The 25,699-nt window shown below is 71.3% G+C and carries 18 protein-coding genes; 7 read left to right on the plus strand and 11 right to left on the minus strand.

Going from position 1 to position 25,699, the window contains the following annotated elements:
• The first annotated feature begins 101 nt into the window (after positions 1 to 101).
• Positions 102 to 5,405, plus strand: coding sequence for a pullulanase-type alpha-1,6-glucosidase (pulA, locus tag OG430_RS34585; RefSeq protein ID WP_327356578.1), 5,304 nt, complete (start codon positions 102 to 104; stop codon positions 5,403 to 5,405).
• A gap of 59 nt (positions 5,406 to 5,464) precedes the next feature.
• Entirely contained in the window at positions 5,465 to 7,066 is a 1,602-nt protein-coding gene (locus OG430_RS34590) for a fused response regulator/phosphatase (RefSeq protein ID WP_327356579.1), read from the plus strand.
• Positions 7,067 to 7,106: 40 nt separating this feature from the next.
• Here the strand turns inward: OG430_RS34590 and OG430_RS34595 are convergent, their stop codons facing one another.
• The gene (locus tag OG430_RS34595; protein ID WP_327356580.1) at positions 7,107 to 7,622 is read right to left on the minus strand and encodes a GNAT family N-acetyltransferase; all 516 of its coding nucleotides are present in this window, start codon (positions 7,620 to 7,622) and stop codon (positions 7,107 to 7,109) included.
• A 73-nt stretch (positions 7,623 to 7,695) separates the two neighbouring features.
• Here OG430_RS34595 and OG430_RS34600 point away from each other — a divergent pair, with 73 nt between their 5' ends.
• On the plus strand, positions 7,696 to 8,043 hold the full coding sequence (locus OG430_RS34600) for a 5-carboxymethyl-2-hydroxymuconate Delta-isomerase (RefSeq protein WP_327359351.1): 348 nt from the start codon (positions 7,696 to 7,698) through the stop codon (positions 8,041 to 8,043).
• A gap of 31 nt (positions 8,044 to 8,074) precedes the next feature.
• On the opposite strand, the gene OG430_RS34605 is transcribed toward OG430_RS34600, so the two are convergent.
• From OG430_RS34605 to OG430_RS34615, 3 genes are read right to left on the minus strand one after another with little or no spacing between them, the layout of a single operon-like run.
• A complete protein-coding gene (locus OG430_RS34605; RefSeq protein ID WP_327356581.1) occupies positions 8,075 to 8,788 on the minus strand; it encodes a TetR/AcrR family transcriptional regulator in 714 nt (237 codons plus the stop codon).
• Between the two features lie 47 nt (positions 8,789 to 8,835).
• On the minus strand, positions 8,836 to 9,888 hold the full coding sequence (locus tag OG430_RS34610; RefSeq protein WP_327356582.1) for a PDR/VanB family oxidoreductase: 1,053 nt from the start codon (positions 9,886 to 9,888) through the stop codon (positions 8,836 to 8,838).
• 1 nt (position 9,889) lies between these two features.
• Complete coding sequence (locus OG430_RS34615) at positions 9,890 to 10,804, minus strand: metal-dependent hydrolase (RefSeq protein ID WP_327356583.1); 915 nt, start codon at positions 10,802 to 10,804, stop codon at positions 9,890 to 9,892.
• Positions 10,805 to 10,918: 114 nt separating this feature from the next.
• Between OG430_RS34615 and OG430_RS34620 the strand changes: the two genes are divergently transcribed.
• Positions 10,919 to 11,551: a class I SAM-dependent DNA methyltransferase gene (locus tag OG430_RS34620; protein WP_327356584.1), complete on the plus strand. Its 633-nt coding sequence runs from the start codon at positions 10,919 to 10,921 to the stop codon at positions 11,549 to 11,551.
• A gap of 57 nt (positions 11,552 to 11,608) precedes the next feature.
• Here the strand turns inward: OG430_RS34620 and OG430_RS34625 are convergent, their stop codons facing one another.
• The 3 genes from OG430_RS34625 to OG430_RS34635 all read right to left on the minus strand — a co-directional run bounded on the left by OG430_RS34625 (position 11,609) and on the right by OG430_RS34635 (position 17,543).
• Positions 11,609 to 12,169, minus strand: coding sequence for a DUF3995 domain-containing protein (locus OG430_RS34625; protein ID WP_327356585.1), 561 nt, complete (start codon positions 12,167 to 12,169; stop codon positions 11,609 to 11,611).
• Between the two features lie 164 nt (positions 12,170 to 12,333).
• Positions 12,334 to 14,259, minus strand: coding sequence for a hypothetical protein (locus tag OG430_RS34630; protein WP_442816607.1), 1,926 nt, complete (start codon positions 14,257 to 14,259; stop codon positions 12,334 to 12,336).
• Positions 14,260 to 14,441: 182 nt separating this feature from the next.
• The gene (locus OG430_RS34635; RefSeq protein ID WP_327356587.1) at positions 14,442 to 17,543 is read right to left on the minus strand and encodes an alpha-N-acetylglucosaminidase; all 3,102 of its coding nucleotides are present in this window, start codon (positions 17,541 to 17,543) and stop codon (positions 14,442 to 14,444) included.
• Between the two features lie 118 nt (positions 17,544 to 17,661).
• On the opposite strand from OG430_RS34635, the gene OG430_RS34640 reads away from it, so the two are divergent.
• Complete coding sequence (locus OG430_RS34640) at positions 17,662 to 18,114, plus strand: hypothetical protein (protein ID WP_327356588.1); 453 nt, start codon at positions 17,662 to 17,664, stop codon at positions 18,112 to 18,114.
• A 29-nt stretch (positions 18,115 to 18,143) separates the two neighbouring features.
• Here OG430_RS34640 and OG430_RS34645 read toward each other — a convergent pair whose 3' ends face one another.
• From OG430_RS34645 to OG430_RS34660, 4 genes are all read right to left on the minus strand, one after another.
• Positions 18,144 to 19,538, minus strand: a complete 1,395-nt coding sequence (locus tag OG430_RS34645; RefSeq protein ID WP_327356589.1) for a DUF1996 domain-containing protein — start codon at positions 19,536 to 19,538, stop codon at positions 18,144 to 18,146.
• A gap of 64 nt (positions 19,539 to 19,602) precedes the next feature.
• Positions 19,603 to 20,253: a response regulator transcription factor gene (locus tag OG430_RS34650; RefSeq protein ID WP_327356590.1), complete on the minus strand. Its 651-nt coding sequence runs from the start codon at positions 20,251 to 20,253 to the stop codon at positions 19,603 to 19,605.
• Positions 20,238 to 21,521 carry a sensor histidine kinase gene (locus tag OG430_RS34655; RefSeq protein WP_327356591.1) on the minus strand — a complete coding sequence of 428 codons (1,284 nt, stop codon included), beginning with the start codon at positions 21,519 to 21,521 and terminating at the stop codon, positions 20,238 to 20,240. Before OG430_RS34655 ends, OG430_RS34650 begins: the two co-directional genes overlap by 16 nt.
• A gap of 207 nt (positions 21,522 to 21,728) precedes the next feature.
• Positions 21,729 to 22,721, minus strand: a complete 993-nt coding sequence (locus tag OG430_RS34660) for an NAD-dependent epimerase/dehydratase family protein (RefSeq protein ID WP_327356592.1) — start codon at positions 22,719 to 22,721, stop codon at positions 21,729 to 21,731.
• A gap of 667 nt (positions 22,722 to 23,388) precedes the next feature.
• Here OG430_RS34660 and OG430_RS34665 point away from each other — a divergent pair.
• Positions 23,389 to 24,078 (plus strand): hypothetical protein, encoded by a 690-nt coding sequence (locus tag OG430_RS34665; RefSeq protein WP_327356593.1) that lies wholly within the window; start codon positions 23,389 to 23,391, stop codon positions 24,076 to 24,078.
• Between the two features lie 70 nt (positions 24,079 to 24,148).
• Positions 24,149 to 25,663, plus strand: coding sequence for a PepSY-associated TM helix domain-containing protein (locus OG430_RS34670; protein WP_327356594.1), 1,515 nt, complete (start codon positions 24,149 to 24,151; stop codon positions 25,661 to 25,663).
• The last annotated feature ends 36 nt before the right edge of the window (positions 25,664 to 25,699 follow it).

Here is a 25,699-nt window from a genome sequence, read left to right on the forward strand (position 1 = left end):
GCTGCCCCCTCGACTGCCGCCCCGCACGCACCTTCTTGCCCCGCTGCCGCGTGCGGGGCGGCATCCACGCTTCTGTACCGCCTACTCAAGGAGATGTCCCGGTGTCCGGTTCCTCCCCGCGCGCGAGAACCGCGGTCGCGGTCATCACGGCCGCCCTGCTCGCGGCGCTCGTGCCCGCCGTCCCGGCGGCCGCCGGTGCGCCGCCCCCGCCCCCGTCGGACGCGAAGCTGGCGGCGCAGCCCGCGCGGCACGACCTCACGCGGGAGCAGTTCTACTTCGTGCTGCCCGACCGCTTCGCCAACGGGGACCCGAAGAACGACAAGGGCGGCCTGACCGGCACCCGCATGGACACCGGCCTCGACCCCACCGACAAGGGCTTCTACCAGGGCGGCGACCTCAAGGGCCTCACCGACCGGCTCGACTACATCAAGGGCCTCGGCACCACCGCGATCTGGCTCGCCCCGATCTTCAAGAACAAGCCCGTGCAGGGCGAGGGCAAGGACGCCTCGGCCGGCTATCACGGCTACTGGATCACCGACTTCACCCAGGTGGACCCGCACTTCGGCACCAACGCCGACCTGGAGAAGCTGATCGACAAGGCCCACGGCAAGGGCATGAAGGTCTTCTTCGACGTCATCACCAACCACACCGCCGACACGGTCGACTACGCGGAGAAGGAGTACGGCTACCGCTCCAAGGGCGCCCATCCCTACCTGGACGCAGACGGCCGTCCCTTCAATGACACCAAGGGCATCGGCAAGGTCGACGCCGACTCCTTCCCGTACACCCCGAAGGTCAAGCCGGGCGAGCGCAAGGTCCCGTCCTGGCTCAACGACCCGACGATGTACCACAACCGGGGCGACTCGACCTTCGCCGGCGAGTCGTCGACGTACGGCGACTTCTCCGGCCTCGACGACCTGTGGACCGAGCGTCCCGAGGTCGTGCGCGGCATGGAGCGGATCTATCAGAAGTGGGTCCGCGACTTCGACATCGACGGCTTCCGCATCGACACGGTCAAGCACGTCGACACCGAGTTCTGGACCCAGTGGGCCACCGCCCTCGACGCGTACGCACGGAAGCAGGGGCGCGACGACTTCTTCATGTTCGGCGAGGTCTACTCCGCCGACACCAGCATCACTTCGTCGTACGTCACCGAGGGCCGCCTCGATTCGACCCTCGACTTCCCCTTCCAGGACGCGGCACGCGCGTACGCCTCCCAGGGCGGCTCCGCCGGGCGCCTGGCCTCGGTCTTCGCGGACGACTACAAGTACGCGACCGACAAGGCCAATGCGTACGAGCAGGTCACCTTCCTCGGCAACCACGACATGGGCCGCTTCGGGGCCTTCCTCAAGCAGGACAACCCGAAGGCCGACGACGCCGAGCTCATGAAGCGCTACCGCCTCGCCGACGAGCTGATGTTCTTCGGTCGCGGCAACCCCGTCGTCTACTACGGCGACGAGCAGGGCTACACCGGCGCGGGCGGCGACAAGGACGCCCGGCAGACGCTCTTCGCCTCGAAGACCGCCGACTACCTGGACGACGACCAGCTGGGCACGGACCGTACGCACGCCGACGACGCGTACGACACCGAGCACCCGCTGTACCGGCAGATCGCCGACCTGGCGGCGCTCCGCAAGGCGCACCCCGCGCTCGCCGACGGCATCCAGGACGAGCGGTACGCCAAGGATTCCGTGTACGCCTTCTCGCGCACGGACGCCAAGGCGAAGACCGAGTACGTCGTGGCCGCCAACAACGGCGCCGAGGCGAAGACCGTGGAGATCCCCACGGGATCGGTGGGCATGAACTTCCTTACCCTGTACGGCGGTTCGGGCGACGCAGGCGGCAAGGTGACCAGCGGGTCCGACAAGAAGGTCAAGGTCACCGTCCCGGCCCTGTCCACCCTCGTCCTCAGGGCCGAGAAGCCCCTGCCCGCCCCGGCAAGCAAGCCCTCGATCACGCTGAAGGCCCCGGCGGCGGGCGCCACCGGCACCGTCGAGATCGCCGCCGACGTCGAGGGCGGGCAGCTCAACCGGGTCGTCTTCGCCGCCCAGACCGGCAACGGCAAGTGGCGGACCCTCGGCTCGGTGGACCACGCGCCCTACAAGGTCACCCACAAGATCACCGCAAGCGAGTCGGGAACTCCCCTCCGCTACAAGGCGGTTGTCGTGGATGCGTCCGGCCGTACGTCGAGCGCCCTCGCCACGACCACTTCCGGCGCCCCGCCCGTGGAGCAGCCGCCGAGCGCCGTCGAGCGCGAGTACGCCGTCGTCCACTACCGGCGCACGGGCGGCGACTACGACGGCTGGCAGCTCAAGTCCCCCGCCGGTACTTCTGACTTCACCGGCCGGGACGCCTACGGCGCCTTCGCCTGGGTCAAGCTCGACGAAGGCGCCACCGAAGTCACGTACACCGTCGAGAAGAGCGGTACCGCGGACGGCCCGCAGCGCACCATCCCCCTGGCCACCACCGGCGAGGTCTGGATCGAGCAGGGCAAGGACGGGCAGGCGGCCACTGCACCCGACGGGGCCTATCCGCCGCAGGACAAGAGCAAGGCCGTCCTCCACCTCCAGCGCCCCGACGGCGACTACGACGGCTGGGGACTGCACACCTGGACCGGCGCCAAGGACCCCACCGACTGGTCCAAGCCGCTTCAGCCCACCCGGATCGACGCCTATGGTGCGGTCTATGAGGTGCCGCTCGCGGACGGGGCCACGTCGCTCAGCTACATCCTGCACAAGGGCGACGAGAAGGACCTGCCGTCCGACCAGTCCCTCGACCTCGCCGCCGCCGGGCACGAGGTGTGGCTGTTGAGCGGCAAGGAGAAGCACCTGCTGCCGCAGCCGAAGGCCGCCAAGGTGGACTTCACCAAGGCGGAGGCGGTGTGGCTGGACGCGGAGACCGTCGCCTGGCACGGCGCCAAGTCGGCTGCCTCCACACAGCTGTTGTACGCGCGCAACGGCGACCTCGACGACGCCCGATGGCTGCGCCTCGGCAAGACCGAGCTGACCGACGCGCAGAAGAAGAAGTTCCCGCACGTCGCGAAGTACACCGCCTGGAAGGTCGACCCGCGCGACCGCGACCGGGTCCGGGAGGCCCTGCGCGGCCGGGTCGTCGCCACCCAGCGCGCCGCCAACGGCGCCGTCGTCGCCGGGACCGGCGTCCAACTGGCCGGTGTGCTGGATGACTTGTACGCCAACGACGCCTCGCTCGGTGCCGTCTTCGACGCGAAGGGCGTGCCGACCCTGCGGGTGTGGGCGCCCACCGCACAGTCCGTGGCGCTCGAACTCGACGGACGTACGAGGGAGATGAAGCGCGACGACAGGACCGGCGTCTGGTCCGTCACCGGCAAGAAGTCCTGGACCGGAAAGCCGTACCGGTACGCGGTGAAGGTCTGGGCGCCCAGCGTCCAGAAGGTCGTCACCAACAAGGTCACCGACCCCTACTCGGTCGCCCTCACCGCCGACTCCAAGGAGTCCCTGGTCGTCGACCTGACCGCCAAGTCCCTTGCCCCGTCCGGCTGGTCGAAGCTCAAGAAGCCGGCCCCCGTCCCCATGAGCCAGGCCCAGATCCAGGAGCTGCACATCCGCGACTTCTCGGTCGAGGACCGCACGGCGAAGGCGAAGTCAAAGGGCAAGTACCTCGCCTTCACCGAGGGTTCCAGCAAGGGCTCGCAGCACCTGCGCAGGCTCGCCGCCGCCGGGACGTCGTACGTACATCTGCTGCCCGCCTTCGACATCGCCACCATCCCCGAGAAGGCCAAGGACCAGGCGCGCCCCGGCTGCGATCTCGCGTCGTACGCCGCCGACTCCGAGAAGCAGCAGGAGTGCCTGGGCAAGATCGCCGCCAAGGACGCCTACAACTGGGGCTACGACCCCTACCACTACACGGTCCCCGAGGGCTCCTACGCCTCCGACCCCGAAGGGACGCGCCGCACCGTCGAGTTCCGCGAGATGGTGCAGGCCCTCAACAAGGACGGGCTGCGCGTCGTCATGGACGTCGTCTACAACCACACCGCCGCCAGCGGCCAGGCCAAGACCTCCGTCCTCGACAAGATCGTGCCCGGCTACTACCACCGCCTGCTCGCCGACGGCACCGTCGCCTCCTCCACCTGCTGCGCCAACACCGCACCCGAGAACGCCATGATGGGCAAGCTCGTCGTGGACTCCCTGGTCACCTGGGCCCGCGAGTACAAGGTCGACGGCTTCCGCTTCGACCTCATGGGCCACCACCCCAAGGCCAACATCCTGGCCGTACGCAAGGCCCTCGACGCCCTGACGATCGAGAAGGACGGCGTCGACGGCAAGAGGATCGTGCTCTACGGGGAGGGCTGGAACTTCGGCGAAGTCGCCGACGACGCCCGCTTCGAGCAGGCCACCCAGAAGAACATGGCCGGCACCGGCATCGCCACCTTCTCCGACCGGGCCCGCGACGCCGTCCGCGGCGGCGGCCCCTTCGACGAGGACCCGGGCGTCCAGGGCTTCGGCTCCGGGCTCTACACCGACCCCAACTCCTCGAAGGCGAACGGGACTCCGGCCGAGCAGAAGGCCCGCCTGCTCCACTACCAGGACCTCATCAAGGTCGGGCTCAGCGGCAACCTCGCCTCCTACACCTTCACCGACTCCGGCGGCCGCGAGGTCAAGGGCTCCGAGGTCGACTACAACGGCGCACCCGCCGGATACGCCGCCGTCCCCGGCGACGCCCTCGCCTACGCGGACGCCCACGACAACGAAACCCTGTACGACGCCCTCGCCTTCAAACTGCCGCAGCGCGTGAGCGCCGACGACCGGGCCCGCATGCAGGTCCTGTCCATGGCCACCGCGGCACTCTCGCAGGGCCCCGCGCTCTCCCAGGCGGGCAGCGATCTGCTGCGCTCCAAGTCGCTCGACCGCAACTCCTTCGACAGCGGCGACTGGTTCAACGCCATCCACTGGGACTGCCGCGACGGCAACGGCTTCGGCCGCGGGCTGCCCCCGGCCGCCGACAACAAGACCAAGTGGCCATACGCCAAGCCCCTGTTGAGCGCACTGCCGACGGCGGGCTGCGCGCAGATCGAGGGCGCCTCGGCCGCCTACCGGGATCTGCTGAAGATACGTACGACCGAACCCGCCTTCGGTCTGCGCACCGCCACCGAAGTGCAGGAGGCGCTGTCCTTCCCGCTGTCGGGCAAGGGCGAGACGCCGGGCGTCGTCACCATGCGCCTCGGCGACCTGGTCGTGGTCTTCAACGCGACACCGAAGACCCAGGACCAGCGGATCGACGCACTCGCCGGGAAGGGGTACGCGCTGCATCCGGTGCAGCGGGAAGGGACAGACCCTATCGTCAAATCGGCCAGATGCGAGCCGAGTTCGGGCACGTTCGCCGTTCCGGGTCGCACCGTCGCGGTATTCACCCAGGCCACGCGGTAGGGCGCTAACTTGGTGGGGGCAGGCCCGACGGGGCCTGCCCCGGTCGAGGGGGCCCACTCGTGAATGTCACGGAAGACACCACGGTACTGGTGGTCGACGACGTGGCTGCCAACCGTTACGCCATGGGCGCGGTGCTGCGCCGCGCCGGACATCTGGTCGTCCCCGTCGCCAGCGGCGGCGAGGCACTGATCGAACTGGACGCGCGCCTGCGCACCGGCGCCCTGCCCGACGTGGCCCTCGTCGACATCGGGCTGCCCGACATGAGCGGCTACGAACTCTGCCGCCGCATCAAGTCCATGCCCTCCATAGCGGGCATCCCCATCGTGCACTTCTCGGCGAACGCGACCGGACCCGGCGACCGCTCCCGCGGCCTCGACGCGGGCGCCGACTCGTACTTCACCGTGCCCGCCGAACCCGAGGAGATCCAGGCCATGGTGCGCGCCGCGCTGCGCGGGGCGCGCCACCGCAACTCCGCCGAGGCCACGGCGGGCCGGCTCACGGTGCTCAGCGAGGCGGTGCTCGCCGTGCAGGCCGCCCGCTGCCCGCAGGAACTGGCCAACGCGGCCGCGGCGGGCGCCGCCCGGCTGACCGGTGGTCCCGCCGCGGCCTTCGTCATCGACGCGGAGGGCCTGCCGCTGTGCGGGTACTCCAAGCGGCGGGCCCCCGCCTCACTGCCCGACGCGAGCGCCCATGCGGCCGTGGTCCGGCTGATGCAGCGCCTGGTGTCGGGCCGTTCCGGAGTGCAGAGCTCCGTGGTGCCCGCCCCCATGTGGCCGGGCGGCTACTTCAGCGCCGGGGACGGCCACGGCGCCCGCGTCACCCTCGCCCGCGGCAGCGACGGCAAACCGCCGGTGTGCCTCGCCACCCCCGCCTACCTCGACGGACCCACCGAGTCGGGGCTCCTCGTCGGCCGGCTGGCGCACGCCACCGCGCTGGCCGCCGAACCCCTGCTGATGTACGAGATGGAGCGGCACGTGGCGCTGACCCTGCAGCACAGCTTCCTGCCGAAGAAGCTGCCGCACCTCGCGGGCCTCGACGTCGCGGTCCGCTATGTGCCCGCGACCCAGCACACCGAGATCGGCGGCGACTTCTACGCCGCGCTGAACACCCCCGACGGGGTGCTCGTCGGGGTCGGTGACGTGGTGGGGCACTCCCTGGACGCGGCCACCGTCATGGTCGAGATCCGGCACGCCCTGCGCGCGTACGCCGTCGAGGAGTCCGACCCGGCCGTCCTGGTCCGGCGGCTCGACCGGATGCTGCAGCACTACCACCCGGAGGCCACGGCCACGGTCTGCCTGGCCCTCGTCGACCCGGCCACCGGACACACCCGCATCGCCAACGCGGGCCACCTCCCGCCCCTCCTGGTCACCGGCGAGGACACCGCCCGCTATGCGGAGGTCGCGGGTCCGCTGCTCGGCATCGGGCTCGGCCATCCGGAGCCCACCGAGGTCACGCTCGGGCCCGGCGAGCGGCTGCTCATGGTCACGGACGGCCTGATCGAGACGCGGGGCACCGACCTCGCGGTGTCCCTCGAACATCTCCAGTCGGTCGCGGCCAAGGCGCCGACCGGTGTGGGACCGCTGTGCGACACGCTCCTCGACTGCTTCGGGCACGGCCGCGAGGACGACATCGCGCTGCTCGCGCTGCAGATGCGGGCGTAGGAGGAGTCTCTTCGGGTGCAGGCAGCCTTACGTTGCCGAGTCACGCCAACCGCTTCTCAAGGAGCGTCACGCTGTACTTGCTGCCGCCCGCGCCGACCTTGAACGGCTGCTCGCCCACCACCGTGTACCCGGAGCCCTCGTAGTAGTCCCGCAGCCGTGCGTTGGTCGACACACAGTCGAGGCGGCACCACTGGCGGCCCGCCTCGGCGATCCGCCGCTCGGCCTGCGCGAGCATCGCCCGGCCCGTCCCCGCGGGGGCGCCGCGCCGCACCATCAGGCGGTGCACATAGCCGGCCACCGGCGGCTGCTCGCCCCAGGCCGGGACGTCGTCCCACCACAACTCCCAGGCGCCGACGGGCTGTTCGTCCCCCTCGGCCTCGGCCAGCCAGACCTCACCCTCCTTGATCCAGCGCCGGAAGTGCTCCTCGTCCTTCTCGCCCGGCTTCCACTGGTCGATGCCCTGCTCGATCATCCAGCGGGCGGCCGCGTCGTACAGGCCGACGAGGGCGGCGAGGTCGGCGGGCGAGTCGACGGCCGTGCGGAAGGTGATGTTCATGGCCCGATTATCGAGTGCGATGCTGGTGGCCGCCCCGGCAGGGGTGCCCGAGCCGAGCGAACCGGAGCCAGCGATGCCGCAGATCACCGTCGACTACCCCGACACCCTTGCCGACGCCTTCGACCGCCGCGGCTTCGCCCGTGCCCTGCACCCGCTCGTGGTCGAGCTCGCCGACGCCAAGCTGGATACCTGCAAGAGCCGCTTCCGGCGCACCGAGGACAACGTGGCGGGCGGCGCCGACCGTGGCCACGCCGTCGTGCACATCGAGATCGGCCTGCTCGCCGGACGTACGCCCGAGGTCAAGGCCACCCTGACCGGCGCGGTCCTCGAACTCGTCGCCAAGTACCTGGACGACAGTGCCGAGCAGCTGCACCTCTCCGCGGAGGTCCGCGACCTCGACGCGTCCTACACGAAGGCCTAGCGCGGCTGCCTCGGCTCCCGCGGTCCGGCCCTCAGGCCCCTTGCGGCGCCAGCGCGATCAACCGCTCCACCAGGTCGCCGAACGGCCCGTCCGCCGGTTCGTCGGCCAGGACGCGGGTGAGGATCGCCGCCATCTCCGGGTCGTACGCGGCGCTCACCGCGGTCAGCGCCGCGAAGTCGTGCACCAGCTGCAGCTCCAGCTCGGCGCGCGGGATGCGGCGGCCGTCCAGCCAGATCAGGGCCGTCGACTCGGCGAGCGAGACCCAGGAGCGTACGACCAGTTGAAGGCGGGCGGGCGGTGCCTTGTCGCCGAAGGCCGCCTTGCCCAGGTGCTTGAGGATCTCGTCGTACGCCGCCTGCCGGACCGAATCGATCAGCGCGTTGGTCGCCGACGAGCCCACCGCCGGGCCGCCGCGCATCAGCGCGGAGAAGCCCGGACCGTGCTCGTCAACGAAGTCGAAGAAGCGGCCCATCACCCGCAGCAGCCGCGCCCCGAGCGGGCCTTCGCGCGGCTCCACGAACCGCTCGGCCAGGTCCTCGGCGGCGCGGCGCAGGGCGGCCTCGTACAGACTCAGCTTGCCCGGGAAGTAGTGGTAGACCAGCGGGCGCGAGATGCCCGCCGCCGCCGCTATCTCGTCGATGGAGACGTCGTCGGGGGAGCGATGGCTGAACAGCTCGAGCGCGACGGCGATCAACTGCTGCCGTCGCTCCTCGACGCCCATCCTGCGGCGCACCCCGGTAGTCATACCAACACCCTAACCGGCCAGGCTGCGAACCTGACCTGGCAGGTCCCTCACAGATCGAGGGTGAGGCGCTCGCCGCGCGCGCGGGAGACACAGATGAGCATCGAGTCCACCCGCTCCGCGTCCACAAGGAGTTCGTCCCGGTGGTCGATCTCGCCCTCCAGGACGCGGTGTTGGCAGGTCCCGCAGAAGCCCTGTTCGCAGGAGTACGGAGTGTTCGGCAGTTCCTTGCGCACGGCTTCGAGGACCGACTCGTCGGCCGGTACGGTCAACGTCCGCCCACTGCGGCGCAGTTCGACCTCGAAGGCCGTGTTTCCCTCGACGGACGCGGCCGGTGTGAACCGCTCCAGATGAAGGGTGCAGCCTCCGGGCAGTACCCCGGCGACCGCGTCCATCAGCGGCTCGGGCCCGCAGCAGTACACGGCGGCGGCCGCCGGCACCCCCGCGAACAGCGCCGCCAGGTCCGGCAGTCCCGCCTCGTCCTCGGGCACGACCGTGACCCTGGACCCGCCCAGCTTCTCGATCTCGTCGAGGAACGGCATCGAGGCCCGCGACCGCCCGCCGTACAGCAGCCGCCACTCGGCGCCGGACGCCTCGGCCGCGTACAGCATCGGCAGGATCGGAGTGATCCCGATGCCGCCCGCGACGAACACGTACGCGTGCGAGGAGACGAGCGGGAAGCGGTTGCGCGGGCCGCGGACCTCGATCTCCACGCCCTCGCGCAGCTCGTCGTGCACCTCGCGCGAACCACCCCGGCCGTCCTCGTGACGGCGGGTCGCGATCGTGTACGCGGAGGCGTCCGCGACGTCCCCGCACAGCGAGTACTGCCGTACGAGCCCGGAGGGGAGCACCACGTCCAGGTGCGCGCCCGGCTCCCAGTCCGGCAAGTGGGCGCCTTCCAGGCGGAGTTGGACGACGCCGTCGGCGAGCTCCGTGCGCCCGGCGATACGCAGGCGCATCGCCCGGCCGCGCGGGCGGCCCGAGACCGGCTTCTCCAGGGCGGGCAGCGGCCACAGCGGGGAGCGCCGGATGCGCCGGTGCAGGGCCCGCTTGGCGAGCAGCGCCGCGCCGGCGACGGCGACGACGGTACGGATCCGCGGCATCTCAGGCGGCACCCTTCTCGCGGGCCTCGGCGGCGCTCGCGGCGGGCGACGACGCGAGATAGGCCATGGCCTGTGCGGTGGACCCCTCCTGGGAGGGGTGGTAGGCGCGGGCCAGATAGCGCGGGATGGACTTCACCATGGCGCCCGTGGTCGGCAGCACGCCCTGCTTGCCCGCGTCGAAGAAGGCCTTGAACGAGGCCTTGCCGTCGTCGAGCGTCGGGTCGTTCTCCATGAAGAAGCGCGCCCCGCGCTGCCACAGGAAGACCAGCGCGCTGAACGCCGTCGCCCAGGTCCGCACCCGCCGCCCGTAACTCCCGTCGACGTGCATGAACAGCTCGAAGGCCACCGACCGGTGCTCGACCTCCTCCGCCCCGTGCCAGCGCAGCAGATCCAGCATGGTCGGATCCGCGCCTCGCTTGTCCAACTCCTCCGCGTTCAGCACCCAGTTGCCGAGGAAGGCGGTGTAGTGCTCGATCGCCGCGATGATCGCGACCCGCTCCAGGAGCCACCACTTGCGGGCCTTGCCGGGCGGCAGCGTCCGGTCGCCGAGCATCTTCTCGAAGAGCCAGTCGACCTGCGCGGTGTACGGGGTCGGGTCGAGGCCCTGCTCCCTCAGGTGCGGCAGCACCTCGTCATGGGCCTGCGAGTGCATGGCCTCCTGCCCGATGAACCCGATCACGTCCTCGCGCAGCTTGTCGTCCTTGATGTACGGCAGGACCTGCTTGTAGACGTGCACGAACCAGCGCTCGCCGGCCGGAAGCAGCAGATGCAGCACGTTGATCGTGTGCGTGGCGAAGGGATCGTCCGGCACCCAGTGGAGCGGTGTCCGGTCCCAGGCGAAGGACACCTTGCGTGCCTTGAGCGCTATGTGCTCGGACGCGACGGGCTGGGGAAGCCGGGCCTGCGTATTAGACATGGTGTCAATGTACTGACGGGTACGCGGGTCGCAACACCCCTGTGCAGCGGGTTCTTACGACGGCTTCCGGGGTGCGTGTACGGGCGCGGGTGCGGCTGGGTAGGGTCGCTGGCCGTGACTGAGGCTGACTTTCTGCGGACCACGCGTACCTTCTACGACGCCATCGCCGCCGACTACTTCGACCATTTCCGCGACTCCTGGGCGGAGCGGCCCCTGGACCGGGCGCTCCTCGCCGGGTTCGCGGAGCTGGTGGGGGAGCGGCCGGTGCTCGAAGTGGGGAGCGGGCCGGGGTGGGTGACGGCGCTGCTCGCCGGGCACGGGCTCGCGGTGTCCGGGGTCGACCTGTCGCCGGAGATGGTGGCGGTGGCCCGGCGGGAGTATCCGGAGCTGCGGTTCGAGGAAGGCTCGATGCTGGCGCTCGACGTGCCGGACGGGTCCCTGGGCGGCCTGGTGTCCTGGTACTCCTGCATCCATACGCCGCCGGGGTCGCTCCCCGACGTGTTCGCGGAGTTCGCCCGGGTCCTGGCCCCGGGCGGGCAGCTGCTCGTCGCCTTCCAAGTGGGGGACGAGCCACTGCACTTGGTGGATCCGTTCGGGCATCCGGTGGCTCTGGACTTCCGGCGGCTGCGGCCGGAGCGGATCGCGGAACTGGCGGGTGCGGCGGGCTTCACGGAGACGGCACGCCTGGTGCGGGAGCCGCTGGAGTCCGAGTCGACTCAGCAGGCTTTCCTGGTCTTCAGGAGGTAGCCGTCTTCCGGAGGTGGCCGTCTTCTGGAGGTGGCCGTCGTCAGGACGTGGCCATCGTCAGGACGTGGCCGTCTTCCGGAGGTAGCCGCGCAGGGCCGTCGCGAAGAGCAGGCCGCCGAGGACGAAGAAGCCGTCGACGACGCGCATGGACCACATGGTGTAGGAGGACGGGTGCGGCTCGCCGTACACGTCCTCGACGGGCATTCCGCTGAGGCCGCCCGCGAGTACGTCCGTGGAGCGCAGGATGTCGTCGACGACGCCGATGCCGCCGCGGGCGACGAGGGCGAGGGCCGCGGTCCAGGCCATGGTGAGGAACATCCAGCGCGGGAGGGGCAGTTGTGGGGCGCGGCCGAGCGCGTACGCGACCCAGGCGCCGACGAAGCAGAGCACGGCCACGACCAGGTCGTAGGCGAGCATGCCGCCGCTGAGCCCGGCCTCCACCTGCGCGCCGTCACCGAGGCCGAGGCTGCCGCCGAGGGCCCAGTAGAAGTGGAAGACGCCGAAGAGGAGGGACCAGGCGACGGCGCCCTTCGCGGCAGCGGCGGCGAGCGGGGTGGTGGCCGGGCGGACGGTGGTGGGGAGGGTCCGGGCGGTGGTGGGGCGCGTCTGTGAGGTCATGGCATGAGCATGTGGCAGGCGGCCGGGGCGGGTCCTCGTCCGGGGGTACCGACCGGGCCGGGCGGCCTCCCCCGCGCGGCGGAGGCCGTGGGAGGCGGGCGGCGGAGGCGGGTGGCGGAGGCCCTGGGCGGGTGTGCTGTCCCAGGGCCGACCACCGCGCTGCGCTAGTGCAGCGCGTCCACCCGCGCCCCGTCCCCGAGCCGTCCGGTCAGCTCGGCGCGTGCCCCCTTCTTCGCGCGTACGGCGAGCAGATTGCCCGTCGCCTTGCCCTGGACCCCGCCCGACGTGGCGAGCGACGTGATCTGGCGGCTGCCCGCCGCGACCACGTACCAGTTCCCTCCCCGCGACTTCCACAGGACGCCCGCGACCACGCGCGGATCGCGGACTCCGCAAGCGGGCGAGTCCTGCGCCTTCGCCGCGATCGCCCCGGTCGCCTTCCCCGGCGCCTGGAACTGGGCGAGCACCCGGCTGCCGGAGCCCTGCCAGGTCTCGGCCCGGGTGCAGACCCAGGTGGCCGTGCCGTTGGCCTCGGGGAGGCGCTGGTTCGCGTACGCCCAGGAGTTCACGGACCGCACGCCGTGTGCCCGTACGGCCGGCAGCAGACAGGCCGTACGCGCCCAACTCGCCCTCGCCGGGCCCCCGGTGACCTCGCGCGGCGCCTCGGGGCGGCCCGCGGTCAGATGCGCGGGGGCGAGCTCGCCGAGGTCGGCCATGAGCCGGGTGGTGGCGGTGTCGCGGAGCTCCAGGGCCTTCCAGGTGCGGCAGTCGCGGGCCTGGGCGGGACTGGCGAACGGGTCGGTGACCCCGTCGGCCGAGCGGTGCAGGGCGACCGGCTCGGCGTCCGGCTTGAGAAGGTCGCGCACGGTCGCGCCCTGCACCCAAGGGGCCGTCAGATAGCGGACGTTGCCGTCGGTACGGCCCACCACCAGGGCCCCGGATCCGGCCGGGTCGGCGCCGTCCACGCGGGCGAAGTCGAGGGCGGCGCCGCTGGTGCCCTCCTTGGGCTCGGCGTACCGCACGATGCGCAGGCCGTCGTAGAGGAGGACCACGCGGGCCTGGTCGACCTCGCCCGCGTAGAGGAGCCGGGCCGGTCCGGGCGGGGCGCCCGCCGGGGTGCCCGGGGTCGCGGAGACCTGGACGGACTCGCCGGGCCGGGCCCAGACCGCGAGGGCGCGGCGCAGCAGCTCCTGGTCGCCGGTGAGGGCGCCGCGGGCGGGCCAGACGGAGAAGTCGGTACGGGCCGAGCGGCGCCAGTCCTGCGGGCCGGCCTTCGCCAACTGGCCGGGGTCCAGGGCCGCTTCGGCCGCCGGGTTCTTGGCGTAGGCGGGGGCGGCCGCGCCGTCCGGGCCCCAGCCGTCACCGGGCAGCCCGAGCAGCGCGCCGCACACGAGGGCGGCGGCGGCCGCGGCGAGGGCGGCCTTGGCGTGCTGGCGGCGGCGCATCAGGTCCGGGGGGCGGGCCTGCAGCGAGCACGGGTCGAACTCGGGGGAGTCGAGCAGGGCGTACATCGCCTCTACGCCGTCCGCCTCGGCGAGCGCGGCGTGCGGGTCCTCGACCCCGGCGGCCTCCAGGACCTTGCGTACGTCGGCGTCGGGGAGCCGCTCCAGGCCGCGCAGCACGTACGCGGCGCGGGCCGGCCCGCTGAGCGCGGAAAGCCGCTGGTCCAGGGCGAGTTCATCGGCGCCGCCCGAGCGGGGGAAGAGCCGCAGCCCCCACACCTGGGGGAGCAGCGGCGGCAACTGGGCCCGCTTGGGCCAGGCCTTGCGCTGCAGCGGGAGGCCGGCCTCCAGGGCGCTGCGCAGCACGCGCATGCGCACGTACGCGTACCCGGGGTCGGCCTGCCGCTGGCCGCGGGGGGCGGGGACGGCCGTGACCTCGCCGGGGGTGCGGCCCCTCGGCAGGGCGCGCTGGGTGAGCGAGTGAGCGGTCAGCACCCTGCGGTTGCGGCCCAGGGAGGGCGGCAGGACCAGGTAGCCGATCCGCACGAGTCGGGGGTAGTGCTCGACGATGGCGGCTTCGGCCTGCTCCAAGTCGACTGCGGGGCCCACGGGGTTGGGCTCGGGGCGAGTGGCTACGTCCGGTGAACTCACATTCAGCAGAACGAGCGAATCGTCGGATGGTCACCCAAGTGATTTCTTCCCCGCCCCGCCCCTTCCCGAAAGTCCTCAAACGCCGGACGGGCTGATAAATCAGCCCGTCCGGCGTTTGAGGACAGTCTTTGAAGCCGTCCGCAGGACTTTCGGGAAGGGGCGGGGCGGGGAAGAGAAAGACCTCAGCCCAGAACCCACCCGCTGAACTCCACCGTCCCCCGAGCCCCGCTCCCCCCATGCGTCGCCGACATGAACAGCCCCACGTCCTGCGACGCCGCGGCCCCCACGAGCGGCACGGTCGCGACCGTCTGCCAAGAAGCCCCGCCATCGACGGAGCACGAGCCCGTCACGGACGCCCCCGCCCGCGAAAGCCGAAGCAGCACCGGCGCCTTGACCCCGGTGATCCGCTTGTACGTGTCGAGCGTCCCGTCCCCGTTCGTGTCGTACGAAAGGACCACTCCGTTCGCCGGAGTCACGGACAGATTCACAAAGCCCTGAGACCCGGCGGTGGCAAGGGAGTTGCGCGCGATGATCCCGGCCCGGGCCCAGGGCCCGGTGACCGCCTGGGCGTCGACCTTCACCGTCACCGAGACGCCGTCCCGCAGCCCGCCCTCGCGATAGGCCGCACCGAACTCCGTCGTGGCCCGCCACAGGTCCTGGCCCCCGCCGTTGATGGCGAGGCGCGGGCCGAGCTGCCCGAAGACGGCCCCGCTGTTCGTGTACGTCTTCCAGCCCGCGTCCAGCGGTCCGGCGACGTACAGGCTGTCCCGCAGCACCGTGGCGACGCGCTCCGCACCCGCGGGCCCGTACTGCGTGCGCAGCTCGTACGGGAGCTCCTTGAGCGGGCCGGTCAGCGGCTCGTCGGGGGCCTTGGCCTGCCAGGAGACGGTCCCGGCCCCGGCGGCGGGCACGGAGGGCAGGGATGCCTCGCCGGACGGTGACACGTCCAGGCCGGTCAGGGCGAAGTCCACGCGGCCCGTCGCGCGCAGCCCGTTGACGTTGGTGAAAGCGGCCGTCACGCGCGCGTGCCCGCCCGGCGGGAAGGCGGACGGCTCGGCGGCGACGGTGACCGTGCCCTGGTAGGGCGCGGCGGCGAGCACGTCGTGGGCGCGGCGCGCGGTGCGGTGGGCGTCGTTCACCGGCCGCAACGGGTACTCCTTGCGCTCCCGGGTCCAGGGCTCCTCGATGGCGTACCAGTCGAAGGTCCGCGGCTCCCGGCCGGCCGCGAGGGCGTCCTCCAGCTCTTCCAAGTAGGCCTTCCACTGCGGCAGATGGAAGTCGCCGACGAGGCCCTGCCAGTCGCGGTTGGCGTAGTTGGCGAGACGGCCGCCGTCCGCGGTGACCTTGTCGCCCCAGGTGGTGACGAGCACGCGCGCGGTGCGCTCCAGCTGCGCCGACTCCTCGGGCGAGGACGCCATCCGCTTGGCGTCGTCGAGCCAGGGGCCGAGCTGGAAGGCGCGGTGCGAGCCGGTGACGTCCTCGCTGAGCTGCATCAGCTTCAGCCACAGCGTGGCCATCGTCTTGAAGGCGGGCAGGTCCCCCCGGGCGTACGCCGCTTTCATCTGCGGCAGCAGCTGCCAGGAGCGGTTGGCCACGGCCTGCCGGGCGAGATCGGTGAGGTCGTGGCGGTACGCGTCCGAGCGGCGCAGCGGCTCGCGCACGCCGAGCAGCGCGGCGAAGGCCTTGTCGAAGCCGCCGGGCGAGAAGGCGGGGGTGTGCGTGGCGTAGACGGTGCCGGAGGCGGCGGTCAGGCTGGGCCGGGACGCGAAGATCGAGTCGTGCGGGCGGCCGTCCTTGCTGGTGATCTTGTACGCGGTGTCGCGCAGGGCCGCCATGGCGGCGCGGGCCTGACCGTCCCGGCCGCCGTACCGCAGATCCGCGTACTCCTCGAACCACTCCGTACGGTCAACTGCCTCGTTGCGCCAGGCCAGTTCGGAGAAGAGTTCCAGCGCGGCGGGGTCGCGCTCGGCGGCCTCCGGCATGTACGCGGTGCCCACCAGCGTGGACCCCGGCTTGTCGCGCCAGACCGTGAACCGCTCGGTCCACATGTGGGTCTTGGCGCCGATCGTGGTGCGGCCGCCGAAGTTGGGGATGGTGCCGAAGCAGTAGGGCACGCCGCCCCAGTCCTTCTCGCGGTCGGTGACCGTCTCCAGGTCGGACAGGCCGTCGACGACCAGGAGATGCTTCTTGTCGAGCGCGTCGATCAGGTCGCGGCGGGGGTTCTCCTGCCAGCCGAGGATCTCCCAGGTCGCGCCGGGGCGGGCGGTCCGCAGGGCCTTCTCCACGGCGCGGGCGGCATCCGGCACGGGCACGTCGCCGGGGTCGCCGCCCTCGTGCAGGAGGTCCATCTTGAAGTGGCCGATGGCGCCGAAGAGTTCGGCCTGGTGCCGGTAGAACGCGGCGGCGACCTGCCCGAAGGACTCGGTGCGCGGGTCCAGCCAGTCGGGTCTCTTCAGGCCCGACCAGGTGCCCTGCGGGACGGTCCGGGCCCCCGGATTGCGCGTGGCGAAGCCGTCCGGGACGGTCCCGAAGTAGCCGGGCAGCACCGGGTGCATGCCGAGCTCGCGCAGCCGGTCGGCGATCTTCCGGCCCAACTCGGCGCGCTTGGCGATCAGTTCGGGGCTGAGCGGCCCGCCGTACGCGCTCATGTTCTGCAGCAGCCACCACGGCTGGTGCGAGGGCGCGGGCAGCCAGGTGCGGGCCTCGGTGTCCGAGTAGCCGAAGTCCTGGAGCAGCCGGTGGTACGTGGCCTCCTGGCCGGCCGTGACCAGGACCTCGTTCACGCCGTGCAGGGCGAGTACGTCGATGAGGCGTTCCCAGCGTGCCCAGTCGGCGTACGGTGCCGTGTAGCCGTCGTGCGTGTCGTTGAAGGCGAAGCGGTGCGGGACGGTCGCGGTGCGCTCGATCGCCTTGCCGGGCTTCAAAAGCCGCTTGGGCAGGTCGAGTTGGGTGCCCGACCAGGAGATGTGCGCCCCGCAGACGTACTTCAGGTACCAGTGGACGCCGGTCAGGATCGTGGCGGGCCCGGTGCCGGCGACCGTGATGCGGCCGGTGGACCCGGTGACCCGGAAGCGCTCCTTGCCGCCGTCGAGGGCGGTGAGCGTGAACTGCCCCGCGTGATCGGGGAGCAGCCTGTTGAGCGCGCGGCGCGCGGGATCCGTATCGAAGGCGGGGGCCATCGGGGCTCCTTCGGCGGCGAATGAAGGGGTGGTCGTCCCCAGGGCGGTCCCGAGGCCGAGGGCACCGGCGGTGCCCAGGACTCTGCGTCGCGACGGATCAGACATGCGGGTGCCCCCCTGTGTCGGCTGGTGCGGCGCACGCTAACTGGAGAGGCCGTCAGGTCTCAATGGTGCCTACGGAGCTGGCGCGTTCGTGTCGGCCCCGTGGGAACGAAGGAGAACGATGAGGCTCAGGTACTCGGGAGTTGCCCTCGGGACGGCGGCGCTGCTGGCCCTCGTGTCCTGCGGGACGCCGGACGGCGGCACACCGGACGACGGCGTGCCGGACACGGCCGGCGGCAGCCTGGAGCAGCTGGCCGCCAAGGTCGCGTGCGAGCCCAACATCCAGACGGACGCGGACGAGCTGCGCCAGGCGAACTGCACCACGGCTGCCGGACGTTTCGTCCTGGCCACCTTCCGCACGACCAGGGGCCAGCGCGAGTGGCTGGACGAGGCGAACGACTACGGCGGCACGTACCTCGTCGGCGTCGGTGCCCGCTGGGTGGCGGTCGGCGACGAGAAGGTGGTCATGGCGCTGCGCGGCCAGCTCGGTGGCGACGTGGAGCACTCCTCGCACCACATGGGCAGTGGTGGGGGGAACGAGGAGGAAGACCACTCCGGCCACCACGCGAGCTGACCGCGCAGGTTCAGGGGGTTCTCTTCGGCTCAGCGGCAACGGTCGCCGCGGTTGATGCAGGACACCATCCGGTTCATGAGCCTCGCATCGAAGACATTGATGAAGTCACCGTGGTCCGTGACCGGCTTGTGCAGCTGCTCGGGGAACGAGTCGAGCGCGAAGTTCGGCTCCGCGTCCACGTCGTAGACGATCCGCTGCACCAGCTGCGGAATCGCCTTGAACCCCTGCGGGCAGGCCCCGCTGCGCGGATCGGCGAACGCGACATGCGTGCGGTGGTTGGCGCTGTCCGTGTTCCGGCCGTCCCAGCAGCTCTGGAAGCGGAAGGTCCGTACGACCTTGCTGCCGTCCGGGCACAGCGGGTATTTGTCCTTGAGCTGGCGGTTCTCGAATCCGGTGCAGCTCCAGGAGGCATTCGCATTGGCGTTTCCATTGACGAAGGCCTTCGCGTCCCCGGTGATGATCCGAAGGAGCCGCGGCATGGCGGTGACCTTTCCGGCCGGACTTCCGACGAACTTCAGCGAAACGGTGGCCGGGGTCTGGATCTTCCCGGTGTTCTGGTCCTTTCCACCGCCGTCCGCACCGACATCGCTTTCGTCCTCACCGGTACGGACCCGGAGCACCGGCCAGTAGTACGTCGACCTGTCGCCCCGATTGCGGCAGGTGGTCTGGCCGTTCGCGAGATCGTCGTCGCTGGCGAAGGCGTCATTGGCCTGATTGCCGACGTAATCGTGCATATGGTGGGCGCCGTTGCTCACGCCCGGCGCGACGATGACATTGTCCGGGTTGCGCTTTCCGTTCTCGTTCGTGCCGCATTTCGTGGTGAAGTTGCCGCGGGATGCGCCGCGTTGATTGCGGGGGAGCTGGACATTGGGCCGGACGGACTTGATGTCGACGAAGTCTTCGGGGGCGGGGCCGTTGCCCTCGACGGGCGGTGCGGTGGCGTCGTCGCCGCTGCCGCTGCCGCTGCCGTCGGCCCGTAAGGTGCACGGGGCCAGGCCGTCCAACACCTCGGGCGGGGTGCCGCCCGCCTGCTCGATGGCGCCCGTGATGCCCTCGATGGATGCCCGGCGCTGTTCCTCCAGCGGCCCGAGTACGGCATCCTGCGCGGCATTCGGATCTTCCGCGAACTTCTCGTACGCCTCGCTGATCTGCGTGTCCAGGGCCGCGAGTTGGCGGTCGACTTCTGCCCTTGCCCCCTCGGGCACATCCGTCAGCTCATTGCCGACTTCGGGGCAGTCGATGGTGGACAGCTGTTGCCCGGAATTCTCCGGGCTTTCCTGGGGTGCGGGTGGCTGCTCGATGCCTTCCTCCGCCGAAGCGTAGACATTCACCACAGCCAGACCGCCGCCGCCCAGGATCAATGCCGCCGAAGCGGCGATCGCCCGGCCGGCCAACTTTGATCGTTTTCGTGAGGTGCGTCCCATGGGGATACGTACGCAACACGAGCCCGCCGTGTTCAATCCCGGCGGAGGATTCCCGCGAGAATCATCAACGTCCCTGGTCCAGATAGGCAATGACCGCGAGCACCCGGCGATTGTCGTCATCGGACACCGGAAGATCCAGCTTTCCGAAGATATTGGACGTGTGCTTCGCGATCGCCCGCTCGGTCACGAACAGCTGCCCCGCGATCGCCGCGTTGGACCGCCCCTGCGCCATCAGCTCCAGCACCTCCAGCTCACGCGGGGTGAGCCCGCCCAGCGGCTTGTCGTCCGCCCGCCGCGACAGCAGCTGCTGGATGACCTGCGGATCCATGGCGGTACCGCCACCCGCCACCCGCCGCACCGCGTCGATGAACTGATCCGCGTCGAAGACCCGGTCCTTGAGCAGATACCCGACCCCGCCGTTCCCGTCGGCGAGGAGCTCGCGCGCGTACAACTGCTCCACGTGCTGCGACAGTACGAGCACCGGAAGGCCGGGCCGCGCACGGCGTGCGGCGAGTGCGCATTGCAGGCCCTCGTCGGTGTGCGAGGGCGGCAGGCGGACGTCGCACACGGCGACATCCGGCTCCAACTCGGCGAAGGCCCGGGTGAGTTCGGGGCCCGACTCTACGGCCGCCACGACCTCGAAGTCGTACGCCTCCAGCATCCGCACCAGGCCGTCGCGCAGCAGGAACAGATCTTCGGCTAGGAGCACTCGCAAGGGATCTCCATGGTCACCATGGTGGGGCCGCCCGCGGGGCTGCTGACGGCAAGTACGCCGTCGAATGTACCGAGCCGCCGTTCGACTCCGCTCAGCCCCGAGCCTGCGCCGATCGCCGCACCGCCCCTGCCGTCGTCGGTGACCGCGATCCGCAGCATGCCCCCGGCCTCCGGGCTGTGATGGATGTCGACCCAGATCCGGTCGGCCCCCGCGTGCTTGACGGCATTGGTCAGCACCTCGCTGATCGCGAAGTACGCGGCCGACTCGACGGGCGCGTCCGCCCTTCCGGGGAGTTCCACATCCACCTCGGTCCGTACCGGAAGCCGCAGCGCGAGGGCCTTCACCGCATCCCCGAGGCCGCGCTCGGCGAGCACCGGCGGGTGGATGCCGCGGACCAGGTCGCGCAGCTCGGTCAGGGCCTCCGCGGAGTTCTGCCGGGCCTGGGCGATCAGCTGCTTGGCCTTGGCCGGGTTCTTCTCGATCATCGCCTCGATGGTGCCGAGGTCCATGCCCATGGCGACGATGCGGGCCTGCGCCCCGTCGTGCAGGTCCCGCTCGATCCGGCGCAGTTCGGCGGCCGAGGAGTCCACCGCGTCGTGCCGGGTCTCGGTGAGGCGCTCGATGCGCTGGGCGAGGGCGGCCTCCTTGGTCGGCGCGAGGGAGGCCTCGGCGACCTTGAAGTGGGCGCGGACCAGGTGGCGGGCGGCGTACAGGTCGACCGTGATCCATACGCAGCCGAGCAGGGCGGCGAGGAACGCGGAGGCCCAGCCCGTCACCGGGATGAACGCGTACCACCAGGCGCCGCCGTCCGCGGTCAGGACGATCCACAGTCCGGCGAAGATCGCGAACCCGAAGATGCCCTCGGCGATGAGGCCGGGTGCGAGCAGGGCGGTGATCGCGCCGGCCGTCATGTCGGTCAGCAGCCACTGCAGGTCGCGCCAGGTCGCCGGATCCTTGAGGAGATGGACGCAGCGCTCGACGACGCCGGTGACGCCGGTGCGGGCGTCCGCCGGGAGCGGGCGGTAGGGCACGGGGATGTCGACCCCCGACCACTGGGCGGCGAGCTCGCGGCGCCGGCCCGCGTGGGCCCGTACGAGCCGGGTCACCAAGGGCGTGGTGACGACCCCGACCCCGATCGGGATCAGGGCGATCGACACCACGGACAGCACGAACAGGGTGATCGACCCTGCGAGCGCCATGAGTCCCAGGGCAAGCCCTTGCGCGGCGGCGATGCCCGCCTCCCGCACCCTCGACTTCGTCCCGGCCATGGTGTTCCTCCTACGTCCCGCTGTGATGTGACCAGTGTCGCGGGTCGGGGGGCGCAGGGGCATTGGGTCCGGCACCCGGGGTGGGGGTGGTGCTACGTACACCCCATTTCCCCTCCCCGCCCCTTCCCGAAGTCCTGCGGAGCTGTGTCCTCAAACGCCGGACGGGCTGATTTCATCAGCCCGTCCGGCGTGGGGAACTAAAAGCCCTCAGCCACCCAGAACCTTCGCCTCAAGGTCGGCCGGAAGCCCCACGACGGGCCGGTCCGGCCGCTGCGGAGGCGTACCCCCGATGGCCTGGAGCCAGGTCCAGGTATCCGCCACGGTGTCGCGCACCGGCCGACAGACCAGCCCCGCCTCGACCGCTTTGCCCACGTCCGCACTGTGCAGCGCCGCATACAGCTCACCCCCGGGCGGCACCCACACCGGCAACTGCATCCAAGGCTGGATCCCCGCGGCAGCGATCACCTCCGGCGAGGTCCACCGCAGCTCCGCGTCCGCCGCCCCCGCAACCTGGACGCACGCCTCCAGGAGCTCGCCGATCGTGGTGTGCCCCTGCGGGCCGGCCAGGTTGTACGGGCCGCTCAGCCCGGCCTCGGACGCGTCCAGGATCCACTCAGCGAGGTCCCGGACGTCGATGTACTGCAGCGCCAGATCGCGCGGCCCGGGCGCGAGGACCGGACCACCGCGGGCGACGCGGTTCAGCCACCACGGCAGCCGCCCGATGTTCTCGTACGGCCCGATGATGAGCCCCGACCGCACGAGCAGCGAACGCTCCTCGCCGGACTCCCTCAGCACGGCCAGCTCACCGCCCCGCTTGTCCTCGGCGTAGGCGACCTGCTCGGCGTCGGCCGACCCTTCGGTCACCGGCGCGCTCTCGTCGTAGCCGGGCGAGGGCGGCCAGGCGTACACGGAGTTGCTAGACACATACACATAGCGCCCGACCCGCCCGGCGAGCAGCCGTGCCGCGTCCCGGATCGCGGTGGGTGCCGCCGACCAGGTGTCGACGACCACGTCCCACTCGCCGTCGGCCAGTGCGCCGAGCCCGCCCTCGGCCATGCGATCACCGTGCAGCGCGGTGACACCGGCCGGCGCCTCATGCCGCCCGCGATGAAAGACGGTCACCTCCCAACCCCGGGCCAGGGCCGCCTCGGTGACCGCGCGACCTGCGAATTCCGTACCACCAAGAAGCAGAAGTCTCATGCGAGGGACTCTGCCCGCCCGACGCCCACTCACGGAACGCGATTCCGCTCCCGGGAGAATCCGTCCGCTCCCAGGGGAAGCGGAACCCTGGCTACCGCCACCCGATCTGAGGTTCCAGGCCGAGCCCCTCTGCGGATCGGGCTCAACTCGGCCCCTTCGGAGACCGGCCAAGATCAGCCCTTCTGGGCATCGAGCTCAACTCGGCCCCTCCTGAGACCGGGCCAAAGCCAGCCCCACCGAGGATCAGGCCCAGCTCGACCCCTCCGGAGACCGGCCATGATCAGAGCCTCGGGAGATCGGTCTCGACTCGACCCCTCCGGACACAGGCCAAGATCAACCCCTTTGGGCATCGGGCTCAACTCGGCCCATCCGGAGGCGGGGCCAAAGTCGGCCCATCCGGAGTTCAGCTCCAACTCGCCCCCTCCGGAGACCGGCCGAAATCAGCCCCTCCGGAGATCAGGCCAAATCCAGCCTCTCCGGCGTTTGAGGAGCGGGGGCCTGGGGGCAGCGCCCCCAGCAACGGCGAGAAGTCGTGCAACGGCGAGAAGCCGAACCGGATGGGGCCCGGGGCGCAGCCCCGCGACCTGCCACGACTCGACCAAGCGAGCCCAGCCGGGCATACCCCCGCCCTGTCCACCGCCGCCGGCAACTGGCACGATGGCCCGCCATGACTCATGCCCGGTCGCCGATGCGCGCCCTGCGGGCCGCGCTCTTCGCGGCGGTGTGCGTCACCTTGGCCGCGGTGGGGCATTCGTCCATGTCTGCGCATGACATCCCGACCCCCGCCCTTCTGGGGTCATTTGGCGTCACCGGCCCCCTCGCCTGGCTCGCAGGCGGCCGTCGTCGTGGGGTCTGGACCATCGGGGCGGGGCTCCTCGGGGTGCAGGGCGCCCTGCACTTGATGTTCGCGGGCGCGATGGGCCACGGCTCATCGGGGGGCCCGGGGCACGACCACGCCGCGATGGACATGCCGATGTCCGACGCGGCGGCCATGCCCGGGTCGGAGCCCACGTCCATGCCGATGCCCATGTCCATGCCCATGGCGGACGAGGCTTCCCTCCTGCACAGCTCCCTCGGCATGCTCGCCGCCCACCTCCTCGCCGCACTCGTCTGTGCCCTGTGGCTGGCCCGCGGCGAGCGGGCCTTCTTCCAACTCCTGCGCGCCCTGGGCGCCCTGGCCTTCACCCCGCTCCGGCTGCTGCACGCCGTCGTCGAGCCGCCCGCCGCGCCCCGCCAGGGCCCGCCGCCACGGCGCCGGCAGGCCCGTCCGCGTACCGCCGAACTCGCCCACGCGGTGTCCCGGCGCGGACCACCCCGGCAGGTACGACCCCGTCGTTACGCACCCACCGTGGCCTGAGCCTTCGCGACATCAGGCGTGGCCGTGGGTGTGCTCACCCCTGCCAACGCACTGAACTCCGAAGGACGTCATGGCCATTGACGACCGGCCCACGCCGGACATAGACGAAGAATCCGTAACGTCAGAGGCACAAGAGACACCCGAAACACCCGAAACACCCGAAACACCCGAAACACCAGAATCGCCAGCAGCACCAGAAACCGACCCCGAAGCCAAGCCGGGCGCCTGGTCGGCCCTGCGCCCCCTCCTGCTGCGCCTGCACTTCTACGCGGGCGTGCTCATCGCCCCGTTCCTGCTCGTCGCCGCCGTGAGCGGGCTGCTCTACTCGCTGTCCTTCCAGGCCGAGAAGGTCGTCTACAGCCACGAGCTGGAGGTGCCCGTCGGCGACGCGACCGTCCCGCTGAGCGAGCAGGTCGACGCCGCCAGGAAGACCCACCCCGACGCCACCGTCACCGCCGTGTGGCCCAGCTTCGAGGACGGGGCCACCACCCGCGTCCTGCTAGCCACCCCCGAAGTTCCCGAGGACCGCTCGCTCGCCGTCTTCGTGAACCCGTACAACGCCGAGGTCCGCGGCGAACTCACCAGCTACGGCAGCTCCGGCGCCCTGCCCCTGCGCACCTGGCTCGACGAACTGCACCGCGATCTGCACCTCGGTGAGACCGGCCGCCATTACAGCGAGCTGGCGGCCAGCTGGCTCTGGGTCGTCGCGCTCGGCGGGCTGCTGCTGTGGTTCGGTCGTCGGCGCAAGCGGAAGCGCGACCTCGTACGGCCCGCCAAGGGCCAGAAGAAGGGTCGCGGCCGCACTCTGTCCTGGCACGGCTCGGTCGGCCTTTGGGCCGTGCTCGGCCTGGTGCTGCTCTCGGCGACCGGCCTGACCTGGTCGAAGTACGCGGGCGAGAACATCGACGTGCTCAAGTCCCAGCTGGGCGGCGCCACTCCGGTGGTGGACGCGACGGTCGGCGAAGGCGCCGGCTCAGGCGGCGGCGGGCACGAGGGGCACGGCGGCGGACATTCCGGCGCGCACCAGGGCGCGGACATCGGCCTCGACCGGGTCCTCAAGATCGCCCGGGGCGAGGGCATCGACGGCAAGGTCTCGGTGATCCTGCCGGTCGAGGGCCAGGGCTATGTGGTCAAGCAGACCGATGCCGAATTCCCGGTCCATCTGGACTCGGTGGCGATCGACCCGGCGAGCGGCAAGGTCCTCGACCACGTGAGCTTCGCCGACTATCCGCTGCTCGCCAAGCTCACCCGGGTCGGCATCGACGCCCACATGGGCGTCCTGTTCGGCCTGGTCAACCAGCTCGCCCTCGCCGCGCTGATGCTCGGCACGATCCTGCTGATCGTCTGGGGCTACCGCATGTGGTGGCAGCGCCGCCCGGCCAGGTCGGGCCGGATCGGTGTCGGGCGGCCGATGCCGCGCGGGGCCTGGCGGAAGGTGCCGCTCGTGGTGCTGCTTCCGCTGCTCGCGGTGAGCGCCGTGGTGGCGTGGTTCGTGCCGCTGCTCGGGATCAGCCTCGTGGCGTTCCTGGTGCTCGACGCGGTGGCCGGGCTGATTGGACGGGCGCGGGCCGGCACGGCGGCCTGATGCCGGAAGGGGCCGCACCTGCGAAGGTGCGGCCCC

Origin of the sequence: Streptomyces sp. NBC_01304, assembly GCF_035975855.1 — a bacterium.
Classification (GTDB): Bacteria; Actinomycetota; Actinomycetes; order Streptomycetales; family Streptomycetaceae; genus Streptomyces.

Excerpts from the sequence above, each read along its gene's own strand:
- OG430_RS34610 (WP_327356582.1), bottom strand. The coding sequence starts at position 9,888 with ATGCCGCGGATCCGTACCGTCGTCGCCGTCGCCGGCGCGGCGCTGCTC.
- OG430_RS34615 (WP_327356583.1), bottom strand. The coding sequence starts at position 10,804 with ATGTCTAATACGCAGGCCCGGCTTCCCCAGCCCGTCGCGTCCGAGCAC.
- OG430_RS34655 (WP_327356591.1), bottom strand. The coding sequence starts at position 21,521 with ATGGCCGGGACGAAGTCGAGGGTGCGGGAGGCGGGCATCGCCGCCGCG.
- OG430_RS34665 (WP_327356593.1), top strand. The coding sequence starts at position 23,389 with ATGACTCATGCCCGGTCGCCGATGCGCGCCCTGCGGGCCGCGCTCTTC.
- OG430_RS34595 (WP_327356580.1), bottom strand. The coding sequence starts at position 7,622 with ATGAACATCACCTTCCGCACGGCCGTCGACTCGCCCGCCGACCTCGCC.
- OG430_RS34625 (WP_327356585.1), bottom strand. The coding sequence starts at position 12,169 with ATGACCTCACAGACGCGCCCCACCACCGCCCGGACCCTCCCCACCACC.
- OG430_RS34600 (WP_327359351.1), top strand. The coding sequence starts at position 7,696 with ATGCCGCAGATCACCGTCGACTACCCCGACACCCTTGCCGACGCCTTC.
- OG430_RS34670 (WP_327356594.1), top strand. The coding sequence starts at position 24,149 with ATGGCCATTGACGACCGGCCCACGCCGGACATAGACGAAGAATCCGTA.
- OG430_RS34660 (WP_327356592.1), bottom strand. The coding sequence starts at position 22,721 with ATGAGACTTCTGCTTCTTGGTGGTACGGAATTCGCAGGTCGCGCGGTC.
- OG430_RS34635 (WP_327356587.1), bottom strand. The coding sequence starts at position 17,543 with ATGTCTGATCCGTCGCGACGCAGAGTCCTGGGCACCGCCGGTGCCCTC.
- OG430_RS34640 (WP_327356588.1), top strand. The coding sequence starts at position 17,662 with ATGAGGCTCAGGTACTCGGGAGTTGCCCTCGGGACGGCGGCGCTGCTG.
- OG430_RS34645 (WP_327356589.1), bottom strand. The coding sequence starts at position 19,538 with ATGGGACGCACCTCACGAAAACGATCAAAGTTGGCCGGCCGGGCGATC.
- OG430_RS34605 (WP_327356581.1), bottom strand. The coding sequence starts at position 8,788 with ATGACTACCGGGGTGCGCCGCAGGATGGGCGTCGAGGAGCGACGGCAG.